The organism is Gordonia sp. VNK1, assembly GCF_040049135.1.
GTDB lineage: Bacteria > Actinomycetota > Actinomycetes > Mycobacteriales > Mycobacteriaceae > Gordonia > Gordonia oleivorans.
In genome coordinates this window covers 67,886-84,922 of sequence record NZ_JBDZDJ010000003.1, presented here as the reverse complement: position 1 = coordinate 84,922, position 17,037 = coordinate 67,886, and the positions used below count along the sequence as shown (strand labels likewise).

The window sequence follows — 17,037 nt, the reverse complement described above, 5'->3', positions numbered from 1 at the left end:
GTCAACGGAAAACCGGGCGCTGTCAACGGAAACCGGGCGCTGTCGCTGGTCGCCTCACGCTGTCGCTGGTTGCCTATTACCGTCGGTCGAGCCCGACGAAGCGAAGCTGAGGAGGCGTCGAGACCTGGTGAGATGCGGCTGGGCCGTTCGACAAGCGCTGTCAACGGAGTTGCGGGCGCAGTCAGGGGGCGGTGACCGAGGCGACGGTGCTGTGGCGGTGGCCGTCGAGGAGGTTGTCAGGTGATGGGACCGGCCGCGGGCGTGACGTGCGGGGCGCCGCTGGCGACCCGGTATGACCGTGCGTGATAGCTGCCCGTGCGGGGATCGGTCTTGTCGGTGAGGAAGTACCAATCCATCTGTGTTGCAGCGGGAGTCACGGTGAGGACAGAATAGCCGTGGGCGTCGAAATCGTTCCACCGGACGTGCCGGTTGGCGGCGATGAGGCCGGTGGTGACGGCCGTGCCCGCGGTGTGCTCGGGTACGCCCAGAATGTCGTCGATGTTGCTCGACGTCACCGAGGTGACCACCAATTCGGTTGCCACCGAGCCCTTCTGCGGATAAGCCGCGGCGTCGACGGGGACGTCGCACGCCCACGACGAGTGGATGTCACCGGTGATGAAGACGACATTGTCGATACGGTTCTTCGTGATCGTGTCCAGCAGGCGATGCCGGTCGGCGGTGTAGCCGTCCCACTGATCGGGGTTGTAGGGCATGCCCTCCCGGGGAAGTCCGAGGGTCTCGGTGAGGGCCGAGGTCGTCTGGGCGTCCAGGGGTGGCAGCAGCACCGGGCTGATCATCACCGGATTGCCGACGATGCGCCACCGCGTGGAGGAGTCGACCAAACCATCTGTCAGCCAACGCATCTGGGCGGGACCGGTGATCGATCGGGCCGGGTCGTCGATACTGCTCGAGGTCACCGACGACTGTTCGTCGCGGTAGGTGCGCAGATCGAGCATCGACAGTTCCAGCAGTCGCCCGAAGCGGAGGCGGCGGTACAGGTGGCGGCCGCCGGCATCGGCGGCCGGCCGGACCGGCATCCACTCGAAGTAGGCGCGCTCCGAGGCGGCCTTGCGGGCCGCCCACGCACCCTCGTCGGCCGAGTGGTTCTCGGCGCCGCCGGACCAGGCGTCGTTGGCGGATTCGTGGTCGTCCCAGGTGCAGATCCAGGGCAGGAGACGATGCAGCGCCGCCAGATCCGCATCGGTCTTGTACTGCGCGTGCCGGATTCGGTAGTCGCGCAGGGTGATGATCTCGTTGCGGGGTTCGTGCGTGCGCACCGCGCCGGTCTTGCCGGTGTACCCGCCGTGTTCGTATTCGTAGAGGTAGTCGCCGAGATGGACGATGGCCGTCAGGTCGCGGTGGTCGCGCAGATGACGGTAGGCGCCGAAGTATCCGGCCTCCCAGTTGGAACACGACACGACGCCGAAGCGAACGCGCGCGACGTCGGCGTCGGGCGACGGCGCGGTGCGGGTGTGTCCGGTCGGTGACACCGCGCCCGCGGCCGGACCCGAGCTCACCCGGAACCGGTACACGTAGCGTGTGTCGGCCGACAATCCCGTCGCGTCGACCTTCACGGTGAAGTCGGTGTCCGGTCCGGCCACCGCCGAACCGGAGGACACCACATGGGTGAACTGCTCGTCGCGTGCGATCTCCCAGGCCACGGTTGCTGCGACTCCGCGCCCCGAACCCGGCGTCGCATCCGCCGTCGGCGTGACCCGGGTCCACAGGATCACCCGGTCGGCAAGCGGATCCCCGGAGGCGACGCCATGGGCGAAGACGGCGTGGCCCGGAGCGGCCGCCGCCGGCGACCGGGACACCAGTGGTGCTCCGACGACGGCGGCGGAGCCGGCGACCAGTCCGGACCCCAACAGCGTCCGCCGTGACGTGCCGGTTCGTCCGAGATCGGGCCGTGTCGATCCGGTGGACGCCGAATCGGTGGTCGATGCAGTGATGATGTCTCCCCGCACGCTCGCGATGATTGTGGGCGAGGCACATCATGCGGCACCGGCGGCGGTCCGCGCGAGTTCGGGCACACCGAAATCGTGTGGTCGGCGAAAGGCGCCACCGGGGCGTCGCCCACTGTTCATCCCCCGGTCGTTCATTCCCCTGTTCATTCCCCCGGTCATTCCCCCGTGACCCGGCGGTGAATCGTCGGCGTCGGCGAGGGCACGTCACCGGCGTCGACGCCGCTGGTGGACAATCGGTGGGATCGTGCGGCCGCGTGGCCCGCGACGACCAGATGAGGAGTCGACGTGTCGGAGATGGTGCCGTTGCGAGTGCAGATGGTGGCCGCCACTGCCTTCACCCCGCCCGCGGAGGTGCCATGGACCACTGATGCCGATGGGGGAGAGGCACTCGTCGAGTTCGCCGGACGGGCCTGTTACCAGAGCTGGGACAAGCCCAATCCGCGGACCGCCACCAACGCCGGATACCTGCGGCACATCCTGGAGGTCGGTCATCTCTCACTGCTCGAACACGCGACGGTGACCTTCTACATCACCGGGATCTCCCGGTCGTGTACCCACGAACTCATCCGGCACCGGCATTTCTCGTACTCGCAACTGTCGCAGCGCTTCGTGCCCGAGCACGACTCGAACGTCGTGCCGCCCCCGGCCATCCGGGGTGACGACGAACTCGAGCGGCTGTTCACCGAGGCCACCGATGCGAGTCGGGAGGCCTACACCGAACTGCTGGCCGCCCTGGAGGCGAAGTTCGCCGACGTCCCCAACGCCATCCTGCGACGCAAGCAGGCCCGTCAGGCCGCTCGGTCGGTACTGCCCAACGCCACCGAGACGAAGATCGTGGTCACCGGCAACTACCGCGCATGGCGGCACTTCGTCGGCATGCGGGCCACCGAACATGCCGACGTCGAGATCCGCCAGCTCGCCGTCGAATGCCTGCGGCAACTGATGGAGGTCGCACCGACCGTCTTCGGTGACTTCGAGATCGGCGAACTGGCCGACGGCACCGAGGTCGCGACGTCGCCGTTCGTCCTGGAGGGCTGAGCGACCCCGGTGCCGTACGCAGGTGCCAACAGCCGACACCTACGGACGGCACTGGCAGGGGACACGCCGGAACAGGCCTCACCTGCGACCCGTTCGCTCCGGCGAGGACCGCCACGGTAGCCTTGAGCACCATGAACGCAGCCGCTTCGCAGCCACAGGCGCACCCATTCGGGACCAACGTCGTGGCCATGGTGACCCCCTTCCGGCCCGACGGTTCGCTGGATCTGGACAAGGCTGCCGAACTGGCCGACCATCTCGTCGGAAAGGGCTGCGACGGCTTGGTGGTCTCCGGCACCACCGGGGAGTCGCCGACGACCACCGTCGCCGAGAAGCTGGATCTGTTGCGCGTGGTGCTCGACGCCGTCGGTGATCGTGCCCGCATCACTCAGGGTGCCGGCAGTTATGACACCGCCGAGAGCATTCGTTTCGCCCGGGCCTCGGCACAGGCCGGTGCCCATGCCCTGCTCGTCGTCACGCCCTACTACTCGAAACCGCCGCAGGCCGGGCTGCTCGCACATTTCCGTGCCGTCGCCGACTCCACCGACCTGCCGGTGCTGCTCTACGACATCCCGCCACGCTCGGTGGTGCCCATCGCCAACGAGACGATGCTGGCGCTCGCCGAGCACCCCCGGATTCTCGGGGTCAAGGACGCCAAGGGCGACCTGCATTCGGCCGCCGGACTCATCGCGTCCACCGACCTGGAGTACCTCTCCGGCGAAGACGCGCTGAACCTCCCGTGGCTGGCGATCGGCGCCAGCGGATTCGTCAGCGTGATCGGACATCTCGTCGCAGATCGCCTGCGCGACATGCAGATCGCCGTGGAGAAGGGTGACCTGCAGGCCGCGCGCGCGATCAACGTCACGATGCTCCCGCTCGTCAACGCGATGGGACGCCTGGGCGGGGTGACGATGGTGAAGGCGTCGTTGCGGATTCTGGGCCTCGAGGTCGGCGACCCCCGACTTCCCCAGGTGCCCGCCGACGGTCCGCAGATCGAGGCGTTGATCGCCGATCTGCGCGCAGCAGGGTTGCTGAGCTGATGACCCGCCCATCGCGTCGCCGCAGCGCCCGCCGCCAGGCCGGCCCGCCCGAGGTCGCTCCCGAACAGCAACCGGCCGAACAGAATCCGGCCGAACAGAATCCGACCGGGCAGACCACATCGCGCCACGCCGCCGACAATGCCGAACCGCCCGTGGTCGCGGTGTCCGAGGTGCCGGACACCACCGTTCCGGACAAGCCGGCGGCCACACGCGGGGGCAACCAGGGCTCGCGCCGATCCGGACGACACGAGCGGCGTGAGAACAGGGGATCCGAGAACAGGGGATCCGAGAACAGGGGATCCGAGAACAAGGGGCCGGGCAACAAGGGATCGGGCAACAAGGGATCGGGGCGTAACGCATCCGGTTCGTCACAGGCCGCCCCCGTGGATCGGCTCGGCACTCCGCGCCGCCTGCCGAAGGGTGCGCTGCGCGTGGTCGCGCTCGGCGGGATCGGTGAGATCGGCCGTAACATGACCGTCTTCGAATACGGCGGACGACTCCTCATCGTCGACTGCGGGGTGCTGTTCCCGGAGGACGCCCAACCCGGCGTCGATCTCATCCTGCCCGACTTCCGCTACATCGAGGACCGGATGGATGACGTCGAGGCCGTCATCCTCACCCACGGACACGAGGATCACATCGGTGCGGTGCCGTTCCTGCTCCGGTTGCGCAGCGACATCCCGGTGATCGGCTCGAAGTTCACGCTGGCGTTGGTCGAGGCCAAGTGCCGCGAGCATCGGTTGCGTCCCAAGCTGATTCAGGTGCGTGAGGGTGAACGCACCCAGCACGGACCCTTCGAGTGTGAGTACTTCGCGGTCAACCACTCGATTCCGGACGCCATCGCGGTGGCGATCCGCACCCCGGCCGGCGTCGCGCTGCACACCGGCGACATCAAACTCGATCAGTTGCCGCTCGACGGCCGGCTGACCGACCTCGCCGGTTTCAGCCGTCTCGGTGACGAGGGCGTGGACCTGTTCCTCGTCGACTCGACCAATGCGGAGGTCCCCGGTTTCGTCACGCCGGAACGTCAGATCGGCGGCGTGCTCGACCAGGTAATCGGCAAGGCCCGCGGCCGCGTGATCGTGGCCTCGTTCGCCAGTCACGTGCACCGCATCCAGCAGATCATCGACGTCGCCCGCGCCCACGATCGCCGGGTCACCTTCGTCGGCCGGTCGATGGTCCGCAACATGCAGATCGCGCAGGATCTCGGATACCTCGAGGTGCCCGCCGGTGTCGTCATCGACATGGACACCGCGGCCACCCTGCCCGATCACCGCGTCGTCCTCATCTCCACCGGCTCGCAGGGTGAACCGCTATCCGCGTTGTCGCGGATGGCCCGCGGTGAGCATCGCCAGATCAACATCCGCTCGGCCGACCTCGTCGTGCTGGCATCCTCGCTGATCCCGGGCAACGAGAACTCGGTGTTCGCGGTGGTCAACGGCCTGGCGAAACTTGGCGCGACCGTCATCACCCAGCAGAGCGCCAAGGTGCACGTGTCGGGTCACGCCTCGGCGGGTGAACTGCTGTACCTCTACAACGCCGTCCGGCCGAGCAACGCGATGCCGGTGCACGGCGAATGGCGTCACCTGCGTGCCAACGCCGCCCTCGCCGAGGCCACCGGGGTCAACCCCGACAGCATCATGCTCGCCGAGGACGGGGTGGTGGTCGACCTCGTCGACGGGCAGGCACGGATCGTCGGGCGTGTCCCGGTCGGTCATGTCTACGTCGACGGTCTGTCGGTCGGCGACGTCGGCGAGTCCACCCTGTCGGAGCGACTCGTCCTCGGTGAGGGCGGCTTCATCGCGATCACCGTGGCGATCGACGCCACCACCGGTCGCGCGGTCAGCACCCCGGAGGTCTCCGGACGCGGATTCTCCGACGATCCCGACGCCCTCAAGGCCGCGGCCGATCTGGTCGATCAGACCCTCGACGCGCTGGCCGCCGAGGGTGTGTCCGACACCCATCGCATCGCGCAGGCCATCCGGCGTGCCGTGGGCCGATGGGTCGCCGACACCTATCGCCGGCGCCCGATGATCGTCCCGACGGTGCTGGCGGTCGGCGACTGATCGCTGCGGTCGGTTCACCGCCGACCGGTTGTTGGAACACAACGGTCGGACCGTCGCTTCGTGGCGGCACGCTCTAGGGTGGAGTCGTGAGCTACGCACAGGATGAGCGCCAAGCCCTTGTCGAGACCTTTCGTGATGTCGGTCCGGATGCCCCCACGCTGTGCGAAGGGTGGACGACCCGCGACCTCGCCGCGCACCTGGTGGTCCGGGAGAGGCGACTCGACGCCGCCCCGGGCATCTTGATCAAGGCCCTCGCCGGTCACACCGCCAAGGTGCAGGACAAGGTGGCCGCCGAGGCGGGATGGTCGAAGTTGCTCGACGACATCGCCTCCGGACCACCGATCTACTCGCCGATGAAGCCGGTCGACCGCTGGGCCAACCTCGCCGAGTACTTCATCCATCACGAGGACGTGCTGCGCGGCGCGGCCGATCCCACCAGCGACTGGCAGCCCCGACGCCTTGACCCGGGACTGGAGAAGGCCCTGCTGACACCGCTCAAGACGATGGGCAAGATGTCGGTGCGGTCCCTGCCCGCCGATGTCTCGCTCTGCCTGCCGGACGGCACCGTCGCACTGCGCGGCGGGTCGGGACCCGCGGTCACCGTGACCGGACCGGTCGGTGAACTGATCCTGTTCGCCACCGGCCGCAAGCCGGTGGCGGTGACCTTCGACGGTGATCCCGCCGCGATCGAGGCCGTGAAGGCGGGTGTGCACGGGTTCTGATGTGCCCGTGACGGGCGCCGGCCTGCTCGGTGGTCACAACTTCGACACACGCCCGTGTTGCCTGTGTTGCCCGTGTGACTGAGGTGATGGTTGCCGACTAGTCTGTCGGCATGGCTTCGAAAGCGAGCACTGGTACGCGCGCGTCCGCATCCCGTGCGTCCGGGGGGAACAAGACCGGCGCCGGCTCGACCCGATCCGGGTCGACCCGATCGGCATCGGCCGGAACCGTGCGGTCGTCATCACCGAAGCGTTCCTCGGGGGCCGCGTCACGCTCGACCGGCTCCCGTGCGCGGGGTGGTTCCGCATCGACGGCGCGTGGTCGGACGTCGGGTGGTCGTACGTCGGGTGGTCAGGGCTCCCGCGGCGGCGCGGGCGCGTCCCGTTCGCGCGCGGCCGCCTCGGCCGACATCTCCCGCCGGGGCCGGGGAGCGGGTGCCGCCGGTGCCGTCGGCAAGGGTGTCGGCAAGGGCATCGGCGCGGGTTGGTCATTGCTGGCACGTGGCGTCGGTGGCGTGGCACGCGCCGGTTCCGGTTCCGGTGGCGGTCGGCGACGTGCTGATCGGGCCTTCGACGACGCCTTCGATGTCGACCAGGACGTCGAGCAGGACCTCGACTACGGCGACTACGACGATGGCGATTACGACGATGGCGGCGACGACCGGTCGCCGAACGCACCGGAACGTGGGGGAGCGGGGCACACCCATCGCCGCGACGGCACCGCGCTGGCGATCATCGCGATCGCCGTCCTGATCGCCGCCGGTGTCTGGTTCGGCGCGGCCGGCCCGGTCGGCGCGTTCATCGACGCGTTCATCCGGGCGATCGTCGGGTTCCTCGCCGTCGTCGTCCCCGTCGCGCTCGTCGTGACCGCCGTCATCCTGATGCGTCGACCACCGAACCCGCAGCGTCGCGGCCGTTACATCGGCGCCGGACTGTTGATCGTGCTGCCGTTGCTCGGTCTGATCCATCTCGTGGCGGGCTCGCCGACCGACCTGACGGGTCGCTCGGCCGCCGCAGGATTCCTGGGATTCGCGGTCGGCACGCCCCTCACCACCGGTGTGACGGCCTGGGTGTCGGTGCCGATCCTGTTGTTGTGCATGGCCTTCGGCGTTCTGATCATCAGTGGTCGCACCGTCCGCGAGGTCACCGACGGCGTGCGTCGCTGGCTGGGCCTGAGCGCACCACTCGCCGAGGACTGGGACGACGACGCACCCTGGGATGACGAGACCGAGGGCGACCCCGACGCGCACGCCGACGATGACGACCTCGACGACGATGGCGCGCGGTACTCGTCGTCGACCGCACGCAGAGGCGGATGGTCGCCCGACCCGTACGACAACTACCCGCCCGACGCCGTCGACGAGGCACCGCGACGCTCGGCGCGCCGATCACGGCGTCCGGCGCCCGGCGCCCGGGCCGGCGATGTGTTGGCGTCGGCGCCGACCGAACCACTCGGTGATGCGGTCACCGATCCGTTCGGCGCAGAAGGGTTCGGCGCTGACATGTTCGACGAGCCGACCGAACCGCTCGACGAGCCACCCGCGGCGCCGCGCGCTCCGAGCCGGTCGTCGGCGCGGGGTGCGTCATCGCGCACGCGTGACTCCGCCGCGGCCAGGGCAGCCAAGGCCAAGGCTCCGGAGCCGGCACCCACGCCGCGTCCGGCCGATGACGCCGATGACGAGGCGTTCGCCATCGCCCCCGCCGAGGGGGACTATCGCCTGCCGCCGACGAGTCTGCTCATCGAAGGGGACCCGCCCAAGCAGGGCAGCCGATCCAACGACGACATGATCGACCGGATCTCCGGCGTGCTGGAGCAGTTCAAGATCGACGCGGCGGTCACCGGCTACACCCGCGGGCCGACCGTCACCCGCTACGAGGTGGAACTCGGTCCCGGTGTGAAGGTCGAGAAGATCACCGCGCTGCAACGCAACATCGCCTACGCGGTGGCCACCGACAACGTGCGTCTGCTCGCGCCCATCCCGGGCAAGTCCGCCGTCGGTATCGAGGTCCCCAACTCCGACCGGGAGATGGTGCGGCTGGCCGACGTGCTCGAGGCGCCGGCGACCCGCAAGGACACCCACCCCCTGGTGATCGGCCTTGGCAAGGACATCGAAGGTGACTTCGTCAGTGCGAACCTCGCGAAGATGCCGCATCTGCTGGTCGCCGGATCGACCGGCTCGGGTAAGTCCAGCTTCGTCAACTCGATGCTGGTGTCGCTGCTGACCCGGGCCACCCCCGAGCAGGTACGGATGATCCTGATCGACCCCAAGATGGTGGAACTGACTCCGTACGAAGGCATTCCGCATCTGATCACCCCCATCATCACCCAGCCGAAGAAGGCCGCGGCGGCGTTGGCGTGGCTGGTCGAGGAGATGGAACAGCGCTATCAGGACATGAAGGCGTCGCGGGTCCGTCACATCGACGACTTCAACGCGAAGGTGCGATCCGGTGAGATCACCACCCCGCTCGGTTCGGAGCGCGTGTACAAGCCGTATCCCTACATCATCGCGATCGTCGACGAGCTCGCCGACCTGATGATGACCGCCCCCCGCGACGTCGAGGACGCGATCGTGCGGATCACCCAGAAGGCGCGTGCCGCCGGCATCCACCTGGTGCTGGCGACCCAGCGTCCGTCGGTCGATGTGGTCACCGGTCTGATCAAGACGAATGTGCCGTCGCGGCTGGCGTTCGCGACGTCGTCGCTGACCGACTCCCGCGTCATCCTCGATCAGCCGGGTGCGGAGAAACTGATCGGCATGGGCGACGGACTGTTCCTGCCGATGGGCGCGAACAAGCCGATCCGCATGCAGGGTGCGTTCATCACCGACGAGGAGATCGGTGCCGTCGTCGACTACGCCAAGGAACAGGCCGACCCGGAATACACCGAGGGTGTGACCACCGCGAAGGCCGGCGACAAGAAGGACATCGACTCCGACATCGGCAACGACCTCGACGACCTGCTGCAGGCCATCGAACTGGTGGTGAGCAGTCAGTTCGGGTCGACGTCGATGCTGCAGCGCAAGCTGCGCGTCGGATTCGCCAAGGCCGGTCGCCTGATGGACCTGATGGAGACCCGTGGCGTCGTCGGTCCCAGCGAGGGCTCGAAGGCCCGCGAGGTGCTGGTGAAACCCGACGACCTGGCCGGGGTGATCGCCTCGATCACCGGTGGTGGCGACGACGGGGATGGCGAGGGGACGCCGGCCGGGTAGGGGCGGGTCAGGCCGACGGGTCGTGCTCGGCCAGCCACGTCCGGGCACGGCGTGCCGACGCTCGCGACAGCCACGCGTCGGCGATGATCTCCGACAGCTCGGTCTCACTCACCTCGCCGATCCGCGACGTGCGAAGCAGCACCGAGGGGTGCCCGTCGAAATGCGCCGTGGTGAAGAACGGTGACCGACTGTCCTGGACGAGTGCCTGCTTGTCGGCCTCCGACGGCACCCAGAGGACGACGACATCGTCGAAACGTTCACCGGTGTCGGCGTCGACGGCGTCTGGACGCGGGGTGCGGAAGAAGACGAAGCTCTTCCCGCCGACCTGGTAGACGGGTCGCTCGGGAGCCCCGCCCGCGTCGGTCACGTGGGGCATCGCACGGGCGAGGCGGTGGATGTCGTCCACGGTTGCGGGCCGATCTGGGCGCCGGGGCATGGCTTGATGGTAGGCCGCACGCCGCCGCCCGCGAGCGTCGACGAGGCCCGACAAAACGGACATGGGGTAGGGTGGTCCGCAGATCGAAGAGGGGAGTATCCCCACGCGGCGTATCCGTCAATACGGTCGCGGTAGGTCAGAGATGCCGATCATTTCTGCGACCGCGGCCCGGGTACCCGGTCGTCCACCTCGGCGGGAGAGACCTCTGGCATCGCAACCAATTCTGTGCTGCGCGCTGGAGGTAGATCGTCCCCATGGAAGTAACCACAACCATCTGGATCATCACGTGTGTGGTGATCGCCGGCCTGTTCATCTTCGACTTCTTCGCCCACGTGCGGGTACCGCACGCCCCGTCGCTCAAGGAATCCGGATTCTGGTCGGCGGTCTACATCACCATCGCCGTCATCTTCGGCCTGTTCGTGTGGTGGAAGTGGGGATCGACGTACGGCGGTGAGTATTTCGCCGGCTACGTCACCGAGAAGGCGCTCTCGGTGGACAACCTGTTCGTGTTCGTGATCATCATGAGCAAGTTCGCCGTACCCAAGGAGTATCAGCAGAAGGTCCTGCTGCTCGGCATCGTGATGGCCCTGGTGTTGCGTGGTGTGTTCATCGCCGTCGGTGCGGCCGCCATCAACGCCTACAGCTGGGTCTTCTACCTGTTCGGTGCGTTCCTGATCTTCACCGCGATCAAGCTGCTGCGCGAGAGCGACGATCCCGTCGAGCACGAGGAAGACCGCGAGTCGCGGCTGGAACGCTTCCTGAAGAAGTACCTGCGGACCAGCGACGAGTACAACGGCGACAAGCTGTTCACCCGCATCTCCGGCAAGCGGATGGCCACCCCGATGCTGATGGTGCTCATCGTCATCGGCTTCACCGACATCCTCTTCGCGCTCGACTCGATCCCGGCGATCTACGGCCTCACCCAGGAGCCCTACCTGGTGTTCACCGCCAACGCGTTTGCGTTGATGGGTCTGCGGCAGCTGTACTTCCTGCTCGGCGGACTGCTGGATCGCCTCGTCTACCTGTCGTTCGGGCTGTCGTTCATCCTCGCGTTCATCGGTGTGAAGCTGGTGCTGCACGCGCTGCACGAGAACACCTTGGGGTTCATCAACGGCGGTGAGCACGTGTCGGTCCCGGAGATCTCGACGCCGCTGTCGCTGGGGGTCATCGTGGGCACACTCGTGATCACCACGGTCGCCAGCCTGCTCAGTTCCAAGCGCAACGACGTACCCGAGATCGATTCTCCCGAAACCGATGGCGTGGAACCGTCATCGGGACGCGATCACGACGCCAGGTAGGCACGCGCCGCGGCGTCGAGGATCTCGACGGTGAGGTCGCAGGAACTGCTGTAGGTCTGGTAGGCCTCGACGAGCGTCTCCGTGCGTTCGTACCGCCGGATCCGGCCTGGTTCGAACAGGGGCTCGCCGTAGGAGATGGTTCGCCGGACGACCTTGTGATCCATCCCGACGAACACAAAACCCTTGCACCCGATCTCGCCGTCGTCTCGGAGTTCGCCGCGGAATCCGCGCACCGTGATGTCGCTGATGTTCGAGACACCGGAAGCCGGCGGCATCGGTTCGTTCATCAGGATGGCATCGACGAAGACGCCGTGATCGAGGTTGTCCACCGACTCCAGGTCCATCCGGCACGATGACCACCACTGCCCGTCGCGGATCTGGAGCCGCGGATGGCGGGGGCGCAGCAGACGTGCGGCACCACACGCGTCGATGCCGATCAACCGTGACGTCACCGGGTACGGGGACTCGGCCCGCGACCGGTGGTGTCGGGCGAGGGGTACCGACGCGCGGGCGATCTCGGTCAGTGCGTCGCAGACGCCCATGGGATCGCGGCCGCTCGGATGGGAGGCGAAGAAGAACACACCGAGGTCGCGGTCGTGATTCACCGAGATCGAGCAGTCGGAACCGCGATACAGGGCGGGACCACCGTCGATCGACGCCTCCTCGACACCGTCCATCGGCAGCGGCGTGAACGTGCCGAAGCCCAGGAGGTGAAACGGCGTGGGGGAGACCCTCAGATCCGAGATCCGCGCGGTCGCCTCGTCGAAACGCAACTCACAGTCGGTGAGTTCGCTGGTGAGGCCGACATCGTAGGGTTGCGCGCCGACGATGTCGGCGACGGCGGCGACATCGACGAATGCGCACGGGTCCAGCGCCTCGAAGTCCCGGACGTCGGCCGTCACCGCCGGATCCCGAAGGTCCAGCGGGAGTTCCGGCTCGTCGGCGGCCACCGGTGAACCGCTGATCGCCACCGCGCAACCGCCGAGCGTCACGGTCATGGCGACTGCCACGACGACGACCCAGATCCGGCGCGGTGACCCCCACATCCACATGGGTGTCGATTGTCACCGCTTCGGGCGGGCCGTCGGCGGCCCGACGGCAATCTGTGGATAACTCGAACGGGTGGGATCGCGCCTGTCAGGCGTCGAACGGACCGTAGACCTGGGTCCACTCGACGATGCGGACGCCGTCGATCGCCTGATGGGCGTTGAACGGATCGTTGGCCATGAAGGCCTCGGCGGCGTCGATCCCACCGTCGGCCTTGATCATGATCAGCGCGCCGGATCCGTCGGGATAGGGGCCGGAGATCAACACGTTGCCCGCGCCGTACTCCTCGGACAGCCACTGCCGGTGTTGTGCCCGATGCTCGTCGCGGATCGCCGCCTTCGCTGCGGTGTAGGTGTAGTGGACCGCGTAGATCGCCACGGTGGAGGTCTCCTTGGGTTCGATTGTCGTGTGTGAATTGTGTTGGGATGTCAGGGGTTCGGGGTTTGTGCGTCCGGGGTGCCGTCGAGCGAGACCAGCATCCGGGTGTTGCCCAGCGTATTCGGCTTCACGTAACTGAGGTCGAGGAATTCCGCGACACCGGTGTCATACGACCGGCACATCTCCTCGAAGACCTCGCGCGTCACCGGGGTGCCCTCGATCTCGCGAAACCCGTGGCGGCCGAAGAACTCGGTCTCGAAGGTCAGCACGAACACCCGCGACAGCTGCAGTTCGCGGGCGACGTCGAGCAGCCGCGCGACCAGGCGGTGGCCGATCCCGCGTCCGCCGCAGGTCTTGTCCACCGCGACGGTACGGATCTCACCGAGATCGGCCCACAGCACATGCAATGCGCCGCAGCCGACGACCGAGTCGTCGAGTTCGCACACCCAGAACTCCTGCACCGCCTCGTACAGCGTGACGAGGTTCTTCTCCAGCAGGATCTTGCCCGCGTACTGGTCGACGAGGGCCTTGATCCGGGGAACGTCGGAGGTACGGGCACGTCGGATGGTCACCTCGCCGGTCGTGCGGCGCGTGTCATTCGATGAGGCGAACTCCACCCCGTCCTCGCTGTGCATGCGGCCATCTTGCCCCGAGGGATGTCGGCGCGTCCTACTAGGCTCGGTTCCGCTTCGTTCACACGTAGAGGAGTCGGGGAGTGCGACGATACGAGTTCACCGGGGGAAGCTCGGAGAAGTTCTGGGAGATCGAGCAGGCCGGTACCACGGTGACCGTGCGCTACGGTCGGCTCGGCACCGCCGGCCGCGCGAGTCGATGCATCGTCGTGCGGGCGTCGTCGTTTACGACGAGAACACCATCGTCGTGTACGACGAGAACACCATTGTCGTGACCGACGAGAACGCCATTGTCCTCTCGGCGAGATGGCAGAAACTCGTGCACCCGGATCGGACCCGGGACCCGCGCAGGCGGCAACGGATCAATGCCGCAGCCGCCGACCGCTGCCGCGACCTGATCACGCGCAGTGATGAATTCATCTACGGCAGCATCATCGACGGGGGAGATCCGGAGATCGTCGACGCGGCCCACACGGGCACCTCCGCGTTGGGACACGCCGCCGTCGCGTTCGCCCTCCACGAGAATTACCGCGGACCGAAGGGTATGACGGTGCGAGAACACCACGCCGCCATCGACGGATTGCCCGACCTCTGGATGCAGACCGGAGGACTCGCGTTCGCCGGCGAGGTCGCCGCGCACATGGTCGGGCTCGGCATCGACCGGGATTGGCGCACCACCGGTCTTCGGATCCGGCGCGCCGGGCCGTCGGATCGGTGGTACCGATCCACTTCGGCGGTGGAACGACTTCGCCGATTCGCCGCCGGCGCCTCCGATCGCGCGTATGGCGAACTCGTGCGCGCTCTGGGGCCGCTCAGAGACGACCATCCCGATCGGCGGCTGTTGACCGATTACCTCGCCATGGCCGAAACGGCTTGGATCGACGAGGATTTCGCGACACTCGTGAACGTGGGCAGGGATGCGGGACTGTCCGACCTCGGTCTCACCCTGGTGCGTAACACCACGGACTTCGTGCAGGCCACCTCGCCGATGGAGTCGTTTCTTGCCGTCGGTACCACCTACCTCGTCACCGCGTTGCGGGCATGTGACCCGGACATCGACGAGCACCTCATCGGATGGCTCGACGTCGACGATCGCCTGCAGTGGTTCTTCGCCCGGGACGCATTGGCATGCGTCGGCAGCGACCGGGCATACGAGGCACTCCTGGACCGCGCGGACTCGGTGGCGTTCGAGCGGGCCCTAGCCGATGCCACCCAACGATTCCCCCGTCGCGCGATGCGGCTGCGCGCGCAACGAACGGCCCGACACCACGCGCCCGAGCCCGATCGGCTTCCAGATGACGGCACCGGATCGGGCGCGGGAACCGAAACGCCTTCCGGTGGGCCCGTATCCGACGACGCCCTCATCGGCGAACTGGAATCGGCCATGGTGTGTGGACAGGTCTGGGACGCGCCGGGGTTCACACGGCGATTCCTCGGCCGTCGCGCCGGTTCCCAGATCACTCGGGTGGTATTCGCGGCGCGCGATCGATCATCTGAATCCGTTGTATCCGAACACTTTCGGATCACCGAGGACGGGACTGCGGTCGACGCGGACGGTCGAGTCGTCGACTTCGACACCGACACGGTGATCGGTGTGGCGCACCCGATGAGAATGGGTGAGCCGGTGGTGCGACGGTGGCGCCACGTCATCGACGACCTCGGACCATCGCAGCCCTTCGAACAACTCCGGCGCTCGGTCTACCACGTCCGCGCGGACACCGCCCTCGGCACTCAGATCGACGCGGTCGCCGGAATGGTCCTGCGAGCGACGACGGGCACCGGTCTCGTCTCGCGCGGCTGGTCCCCGCACCACGAGGACCCGGGTGCTGAGCGTGCCACCCAACTGCGGCGAGCGTTTCCCGGATCGACATGGTCGATCACGGTGCGAATCCGTCCCGGAGTGCCGCGCGGCGCGGGCGCCCGCGAGGACGGCATCGGCCGGCAGACGCTGGGCGCGGCCACCCTCGTCGATGCGGCGGGGGCGCGCGTCGCGCCGGCGGGCCTCGATCCGGTGTTGTTCTCGGAGATCCTCCGCGAGCTCGACTGGTTGGCGTCGTGAACCGAGAGCGGGTGGAGGCGATCGTGGGTGTACGGCCGTCCACGGGTCCGCCGACCGGATGACGGGACGGAGTCGATACTCTGTTGATCGTGCGAATGACTGACACCCGCCCGATGGCGACGTGCCTCGATCGGCGCGTGCCGGCGGTGCCCGTCATCGCTGCCGCAGGTGTGTGCCCGTGACCGATCGGATGCGACGAGCGGTCAACGAGCGGGGATTGGCCGATGTCGGACGCGGACCCGATCACATCACCGATCCGGTGGATCCGGTGCCGGTGGTCAACATCGCCAACGCGTTGACGGTCTTCCGCATCGTCCTGGTCCCGGTCTTCGTGATCGTCCTGTTCGTCGACGGTGGCCACGACACGGCCTGGCGTATCGCCGCCGCCGTCGTGTTCGGTATCGCCGCGATCACCGACCACATCGACGGCAGGCTGGCGCGGAACCGGGGACTGGTCACCGACTTCGGCAAGCTCGCCGACCCCATCGCCGACAAGGCGTTGATCGGGGCCGCGCTGATCAGCCTGTCACTGCTGGGGGAGTTGTCGTGGTGGATCACCGCGATCATCCTGGTCCGTGAACTGGGGGTGACCGCCCTGCGGTTCTGGGTGCTGCGCCACGGGGTCATCCCGGCCAGTCGCGGCGGCAAACTCAAGACCCTCCTCCAGGCCATCGGAATCGGTCTGCTGCTGTTGCCACTGTCGGGCGCATGGCATCTGGGTGCCGTCGTCATCATGTGGGTGGCCGTCGCGATCACGGTGGCCACCGGGGTCGATTACGTGTGGCAGGCGGTCCGGTTGCGCTCCCGGAGTACCGCGGGCAATCGTCGAGGGCCCTCTGCGTCGCGCAACCGGACGCCGATCACCGACTCGGGTGGCGACGCGAGCTGATCGGTCGGGTGGGGTCGGCATCTGTCCTCCGGTGATCTGTACAGGTGATCTGTACCGGTGATCTGTCCACCGGCGGTACGGCACGCGGGGCAGGTGTGCGGCAACCGGCGCGGAATTCGACTACTGTCGTCCACACACGTCGCCGGAAACGGCGGCGTGTGGCTTCGGGAACGGTATGCGCTCGGCAGACGTTGAGGTACCGGTCGGTCCGGTTCGATGTCCGGCCCGGCGAGTCCAGGCCGTGGTGCGCGAATCGACTCAC

Annotated in this window: 14 protein-coding genes; 9 read left to right on the top strand and 5 right to left on the bottom strand. The window is 67.7% G+C overall.

Going from position 1 to position 17,037, the window contains the following annotated elements; genetic code table 11:
- Window positions 1-236: 236 nt before the first annotated feature.
- Window positions 237-1,967, bottom strand: coding sequence for an alkaline phosphatase D family protein (locus ABLE94_RS04325; protein WP_425476141.1), 1,731 nt, complete (start codon window positions 1,965-1,967; stop codon window positions 237-239).
- 285 nt (window positions 1,968-2,252) lie between these two features.
- Between ABLE94_RS04325 and thyX the strand changes: the two genes are divergently transcribed.
- The 5 genes from thyX (at window position 2,253) to ABLE94_RS04300 (ending at window position 10,036) form a co-directional block, all read left to right on the top strand.
- Window positions 2,253-3,005, top strand: a complete 753-nt coding sequence (gene thyX / locus ABLE94_RS04320) for an FAD-dependent thymidylate synthase (RefSeq protein ID WP_348803529.1) — start codon at window positions 2,253-2,255, stop codon at window positions 3,003-3,005.
- Between the two features lie 131 nt (window positions 3,006-3,136).
- Window positions 3,137-4,042 (top strand): 4-hydroxy-tetrahydrodipicolinate synthase, encoded by a 906-nt coding sequence (gene dapA / locus ABLE94_RS04315; protein WP_348803530.1) that lies wholly within the window; start codon window positions 3,137-3,139, stop codon window positions 4,040-4,042.
- Window positions 4,042-6,108, top strand: a complete 2,067-nt coding sequence (locus ABLE94_RS04310; protein ID WP_348808119.1) for a ribonuclease J — start codon at window positions 4,042-4,044, stop codon at window positions 6,106-6,108. The genes dapA and ABLE94_RS04310 overlap by 1 nt, the downstream gene beginning before the upstream one ends.
- Window positions 6,109-6,194: 86 nt before the next feature.
- Entirely contained in the window at window positions 6,195-6,830 is a 636-nt protein-coding gene (locus tag ABLE94_RS04305) for a TIGR03085 family metal-binding protein (protein WP_348803533.1), read from the top strand.
- Between the two features lie 110 nt (window positions 6,831-6,940).
- Complete coding sequence (locus tag ABLE94_RS04300) at window positions 6,941-10,036, top strand: DNA translocase FtsK (RefSeq protein ID WP_348808118.1); 3,096 nt, start codon at window positions 6,941-6,943, stop codon at window positions 10,034-10,036.
- Window positions 10,037-10,043: 7 nt separating this feature from the next.
- Here ABLE94_RS04300 and ABLE94_RS04295 read toward each other — a convergent pair whose 3' ends face one another.
- The gene (locus ABLE94_RS04295) at window positions 10,044-10,472 is read right to left on the bottom strand and encodes an MmcQ/YjbR family DNA-binding protein (protein WP_348803536.1); all 429 of its coding nucleotides are present in this window, start codon (window positions 10,470-10,472) and stop codon (window positions 10,044-10,046) included.
- 254 nt (window positions 10,473-10,726) lie between these two features.
- Here ABLE94_RS04295 and ABLE94_RS04290 point away from each other — a divergent pair, with 254 nt between their 5' ends.
- Window positions 10,727-11,770: a TerC family protein gene (locus ABLE94_RS04290; RefSeq protein WP_348803537.1), complete on the top strand. Its 1,044-nt coding sequence runs from the start codon at window positions 10,727-10,729 to the stop codon at window positions 11,768-11,770.
- Here the strand turns inward: ABLE94_RS04290 and ABLE94_RS04285 are convergent.
- The 3 genes from ABLE94_RS04285 to ABLE94_RS04275 all read right to left on the bottom strand — a co-directional run bounded on the left by ABLE94_RS04285 (window position 11,755) and on the right by ABLE94_RS04275 (window position 13,830).
- Window positions 11,755-12,780 carry a DUF3558 domain-containing protein gene (locus tag ABLE94_RS04285; RefSeq protein ID WP_348803538.1) on the bottom strand — a complete coding sequence of 342 codons (1,026 nt, stop codon included), beginning with the start codon at window positions 12,778-12,780 and terminating at the stop codon, window positions 11,755-11,757. The two genes, ABLE94_RS04290 and ABLE94_RS04285, sit on opposite strands and share 16 nt — an antisense overlap.
- A 127-nt stretch (window positions 12,781-12,907) precedes the next feature.
- Entirely contained in the window at window positions 12,908-13,195 is a 288-nt protein-coding gene (locus tag ABLE94_RS04280; RefSeq protein WP_348803539.1) for a YciI family protein, read from the bottom strand.
- 50 nt (window positions 13,196-13,245) lie between these two features.
- Window positions 13,246-13,830 (bottom strand): amino-acid N-acetyltransferase, encoded by a 585-nt coding sequence (locus ABLE94_RS04275; protein ID WP_348803540.1) that lies wholly within the window; start codon window positions 13,828-13,830, stop codon window positions 13,246-13,248.
- Between the two features lie 80 nt (window positions 13,831-13,910).
- Between ABLE94_RS04275 and ABLE94_RS26395 the strand changes: the two genes are divergently transcribed.
- The 3 genes from ABLE94_RS26395 (at window position 13,911) to pgsA (ending at window position 16,775) form a co-directional block, all read left to right on the top strand.
- Complete coding sequence (locus ABLE94_RS26395) at window positions 13,911-14,102, top strand: WGR domain-containing protein (protein ID WP_425476140.1); 192 nt, start codon at window positions 13,911-13,913, stop codon at window positions 14,100-14,102.
- On the top strand, window positions 14,027-15,886 hold the full coding sequence (locus ABLE94_RS04270; protein ID WP_348803541.1) for a DUF4132 domain-containing protein: 1,860 nt from the start codon (window positions 14,027-14,029) through the stop codon (window positions 15,884-15,886). Before ABLE94_RS26395 ends, ABLE94_RS04270 begins: the two co-directional genes overlap by 76 nt.
- A 178-nt stretch (window positions 15,887-16,064) precedes the next feature.
- Window positions 16,065-16,775 carry a CDP-diacylglycerol--glycerol-3-phosphate 3-phosphatidyltransferase gene (gene pgsA, locus ABLE94_RS04265; protein ID WP_348808117.1) on the top strand — a complete coding sequence of 237 codons (711 nt, stop codon included), beginning with the start codon at window positions 16,065-16,067 and terminating at the stop codon, window positions 16,773-16,775.
- Window positions 16,776-17,037 lie beyond the last annotated feature (262 nt).

Excerpts from the sequence above, each read along its gene's own strand:
- dapA (WP_348803530.1), top strand. The coding sequence starts at position 3,137 with ATGAACGCAGCCGCTTCGCAGCCACAGGCGCACCCATTCGGGACCAAC.
- ABLE94_RS04310 (WP_348808119.1), top strand. The coding sequence starts at position 4,042 with ATGACCCGCCCATCGCGTCGCCGCAGCGCCCGCCGCCAGGCCGGCCCG.
- ABLE94_RS04300 (WP_348808118.1), top strand. The coding sequence starts at position 6,941 with ATGGCTTCGAAAGCGAGCACTGGTACGCGCGCGTCCGCATCCCGTGCG.
- ABLE94_RS04295 (WP_348803536.1), bottom strand. The coding sequence starts at position 10,472 with ATGCCCCGGCGCCCAGATCGGCCCGCAACCGTGGACGACATCCACCGC.
- ABLE94_RS04290 (WP_348803537.1), top strand. The coding sequence starts at position 10,727 with ATGGAAGTAACCACAACCATCTGGATCATCACGTGTGTGGTGATCGCC.
- ABLE94_RS04275 (WP_348803540.1), bottom strand. The coding sequence starts at position 13,830 with ATGCACAGCGAGGACGGGGTGGAGTTCGCCTCATCGAATGACACGCGC.
- ABLE94_RS04270 (WP_348803541.1), top strand. The coding sequence starts at position 14,027 with ATGCATCGTCGTGCGGGCGTCGTCGTTTACGACGAGAACACCATCGTC.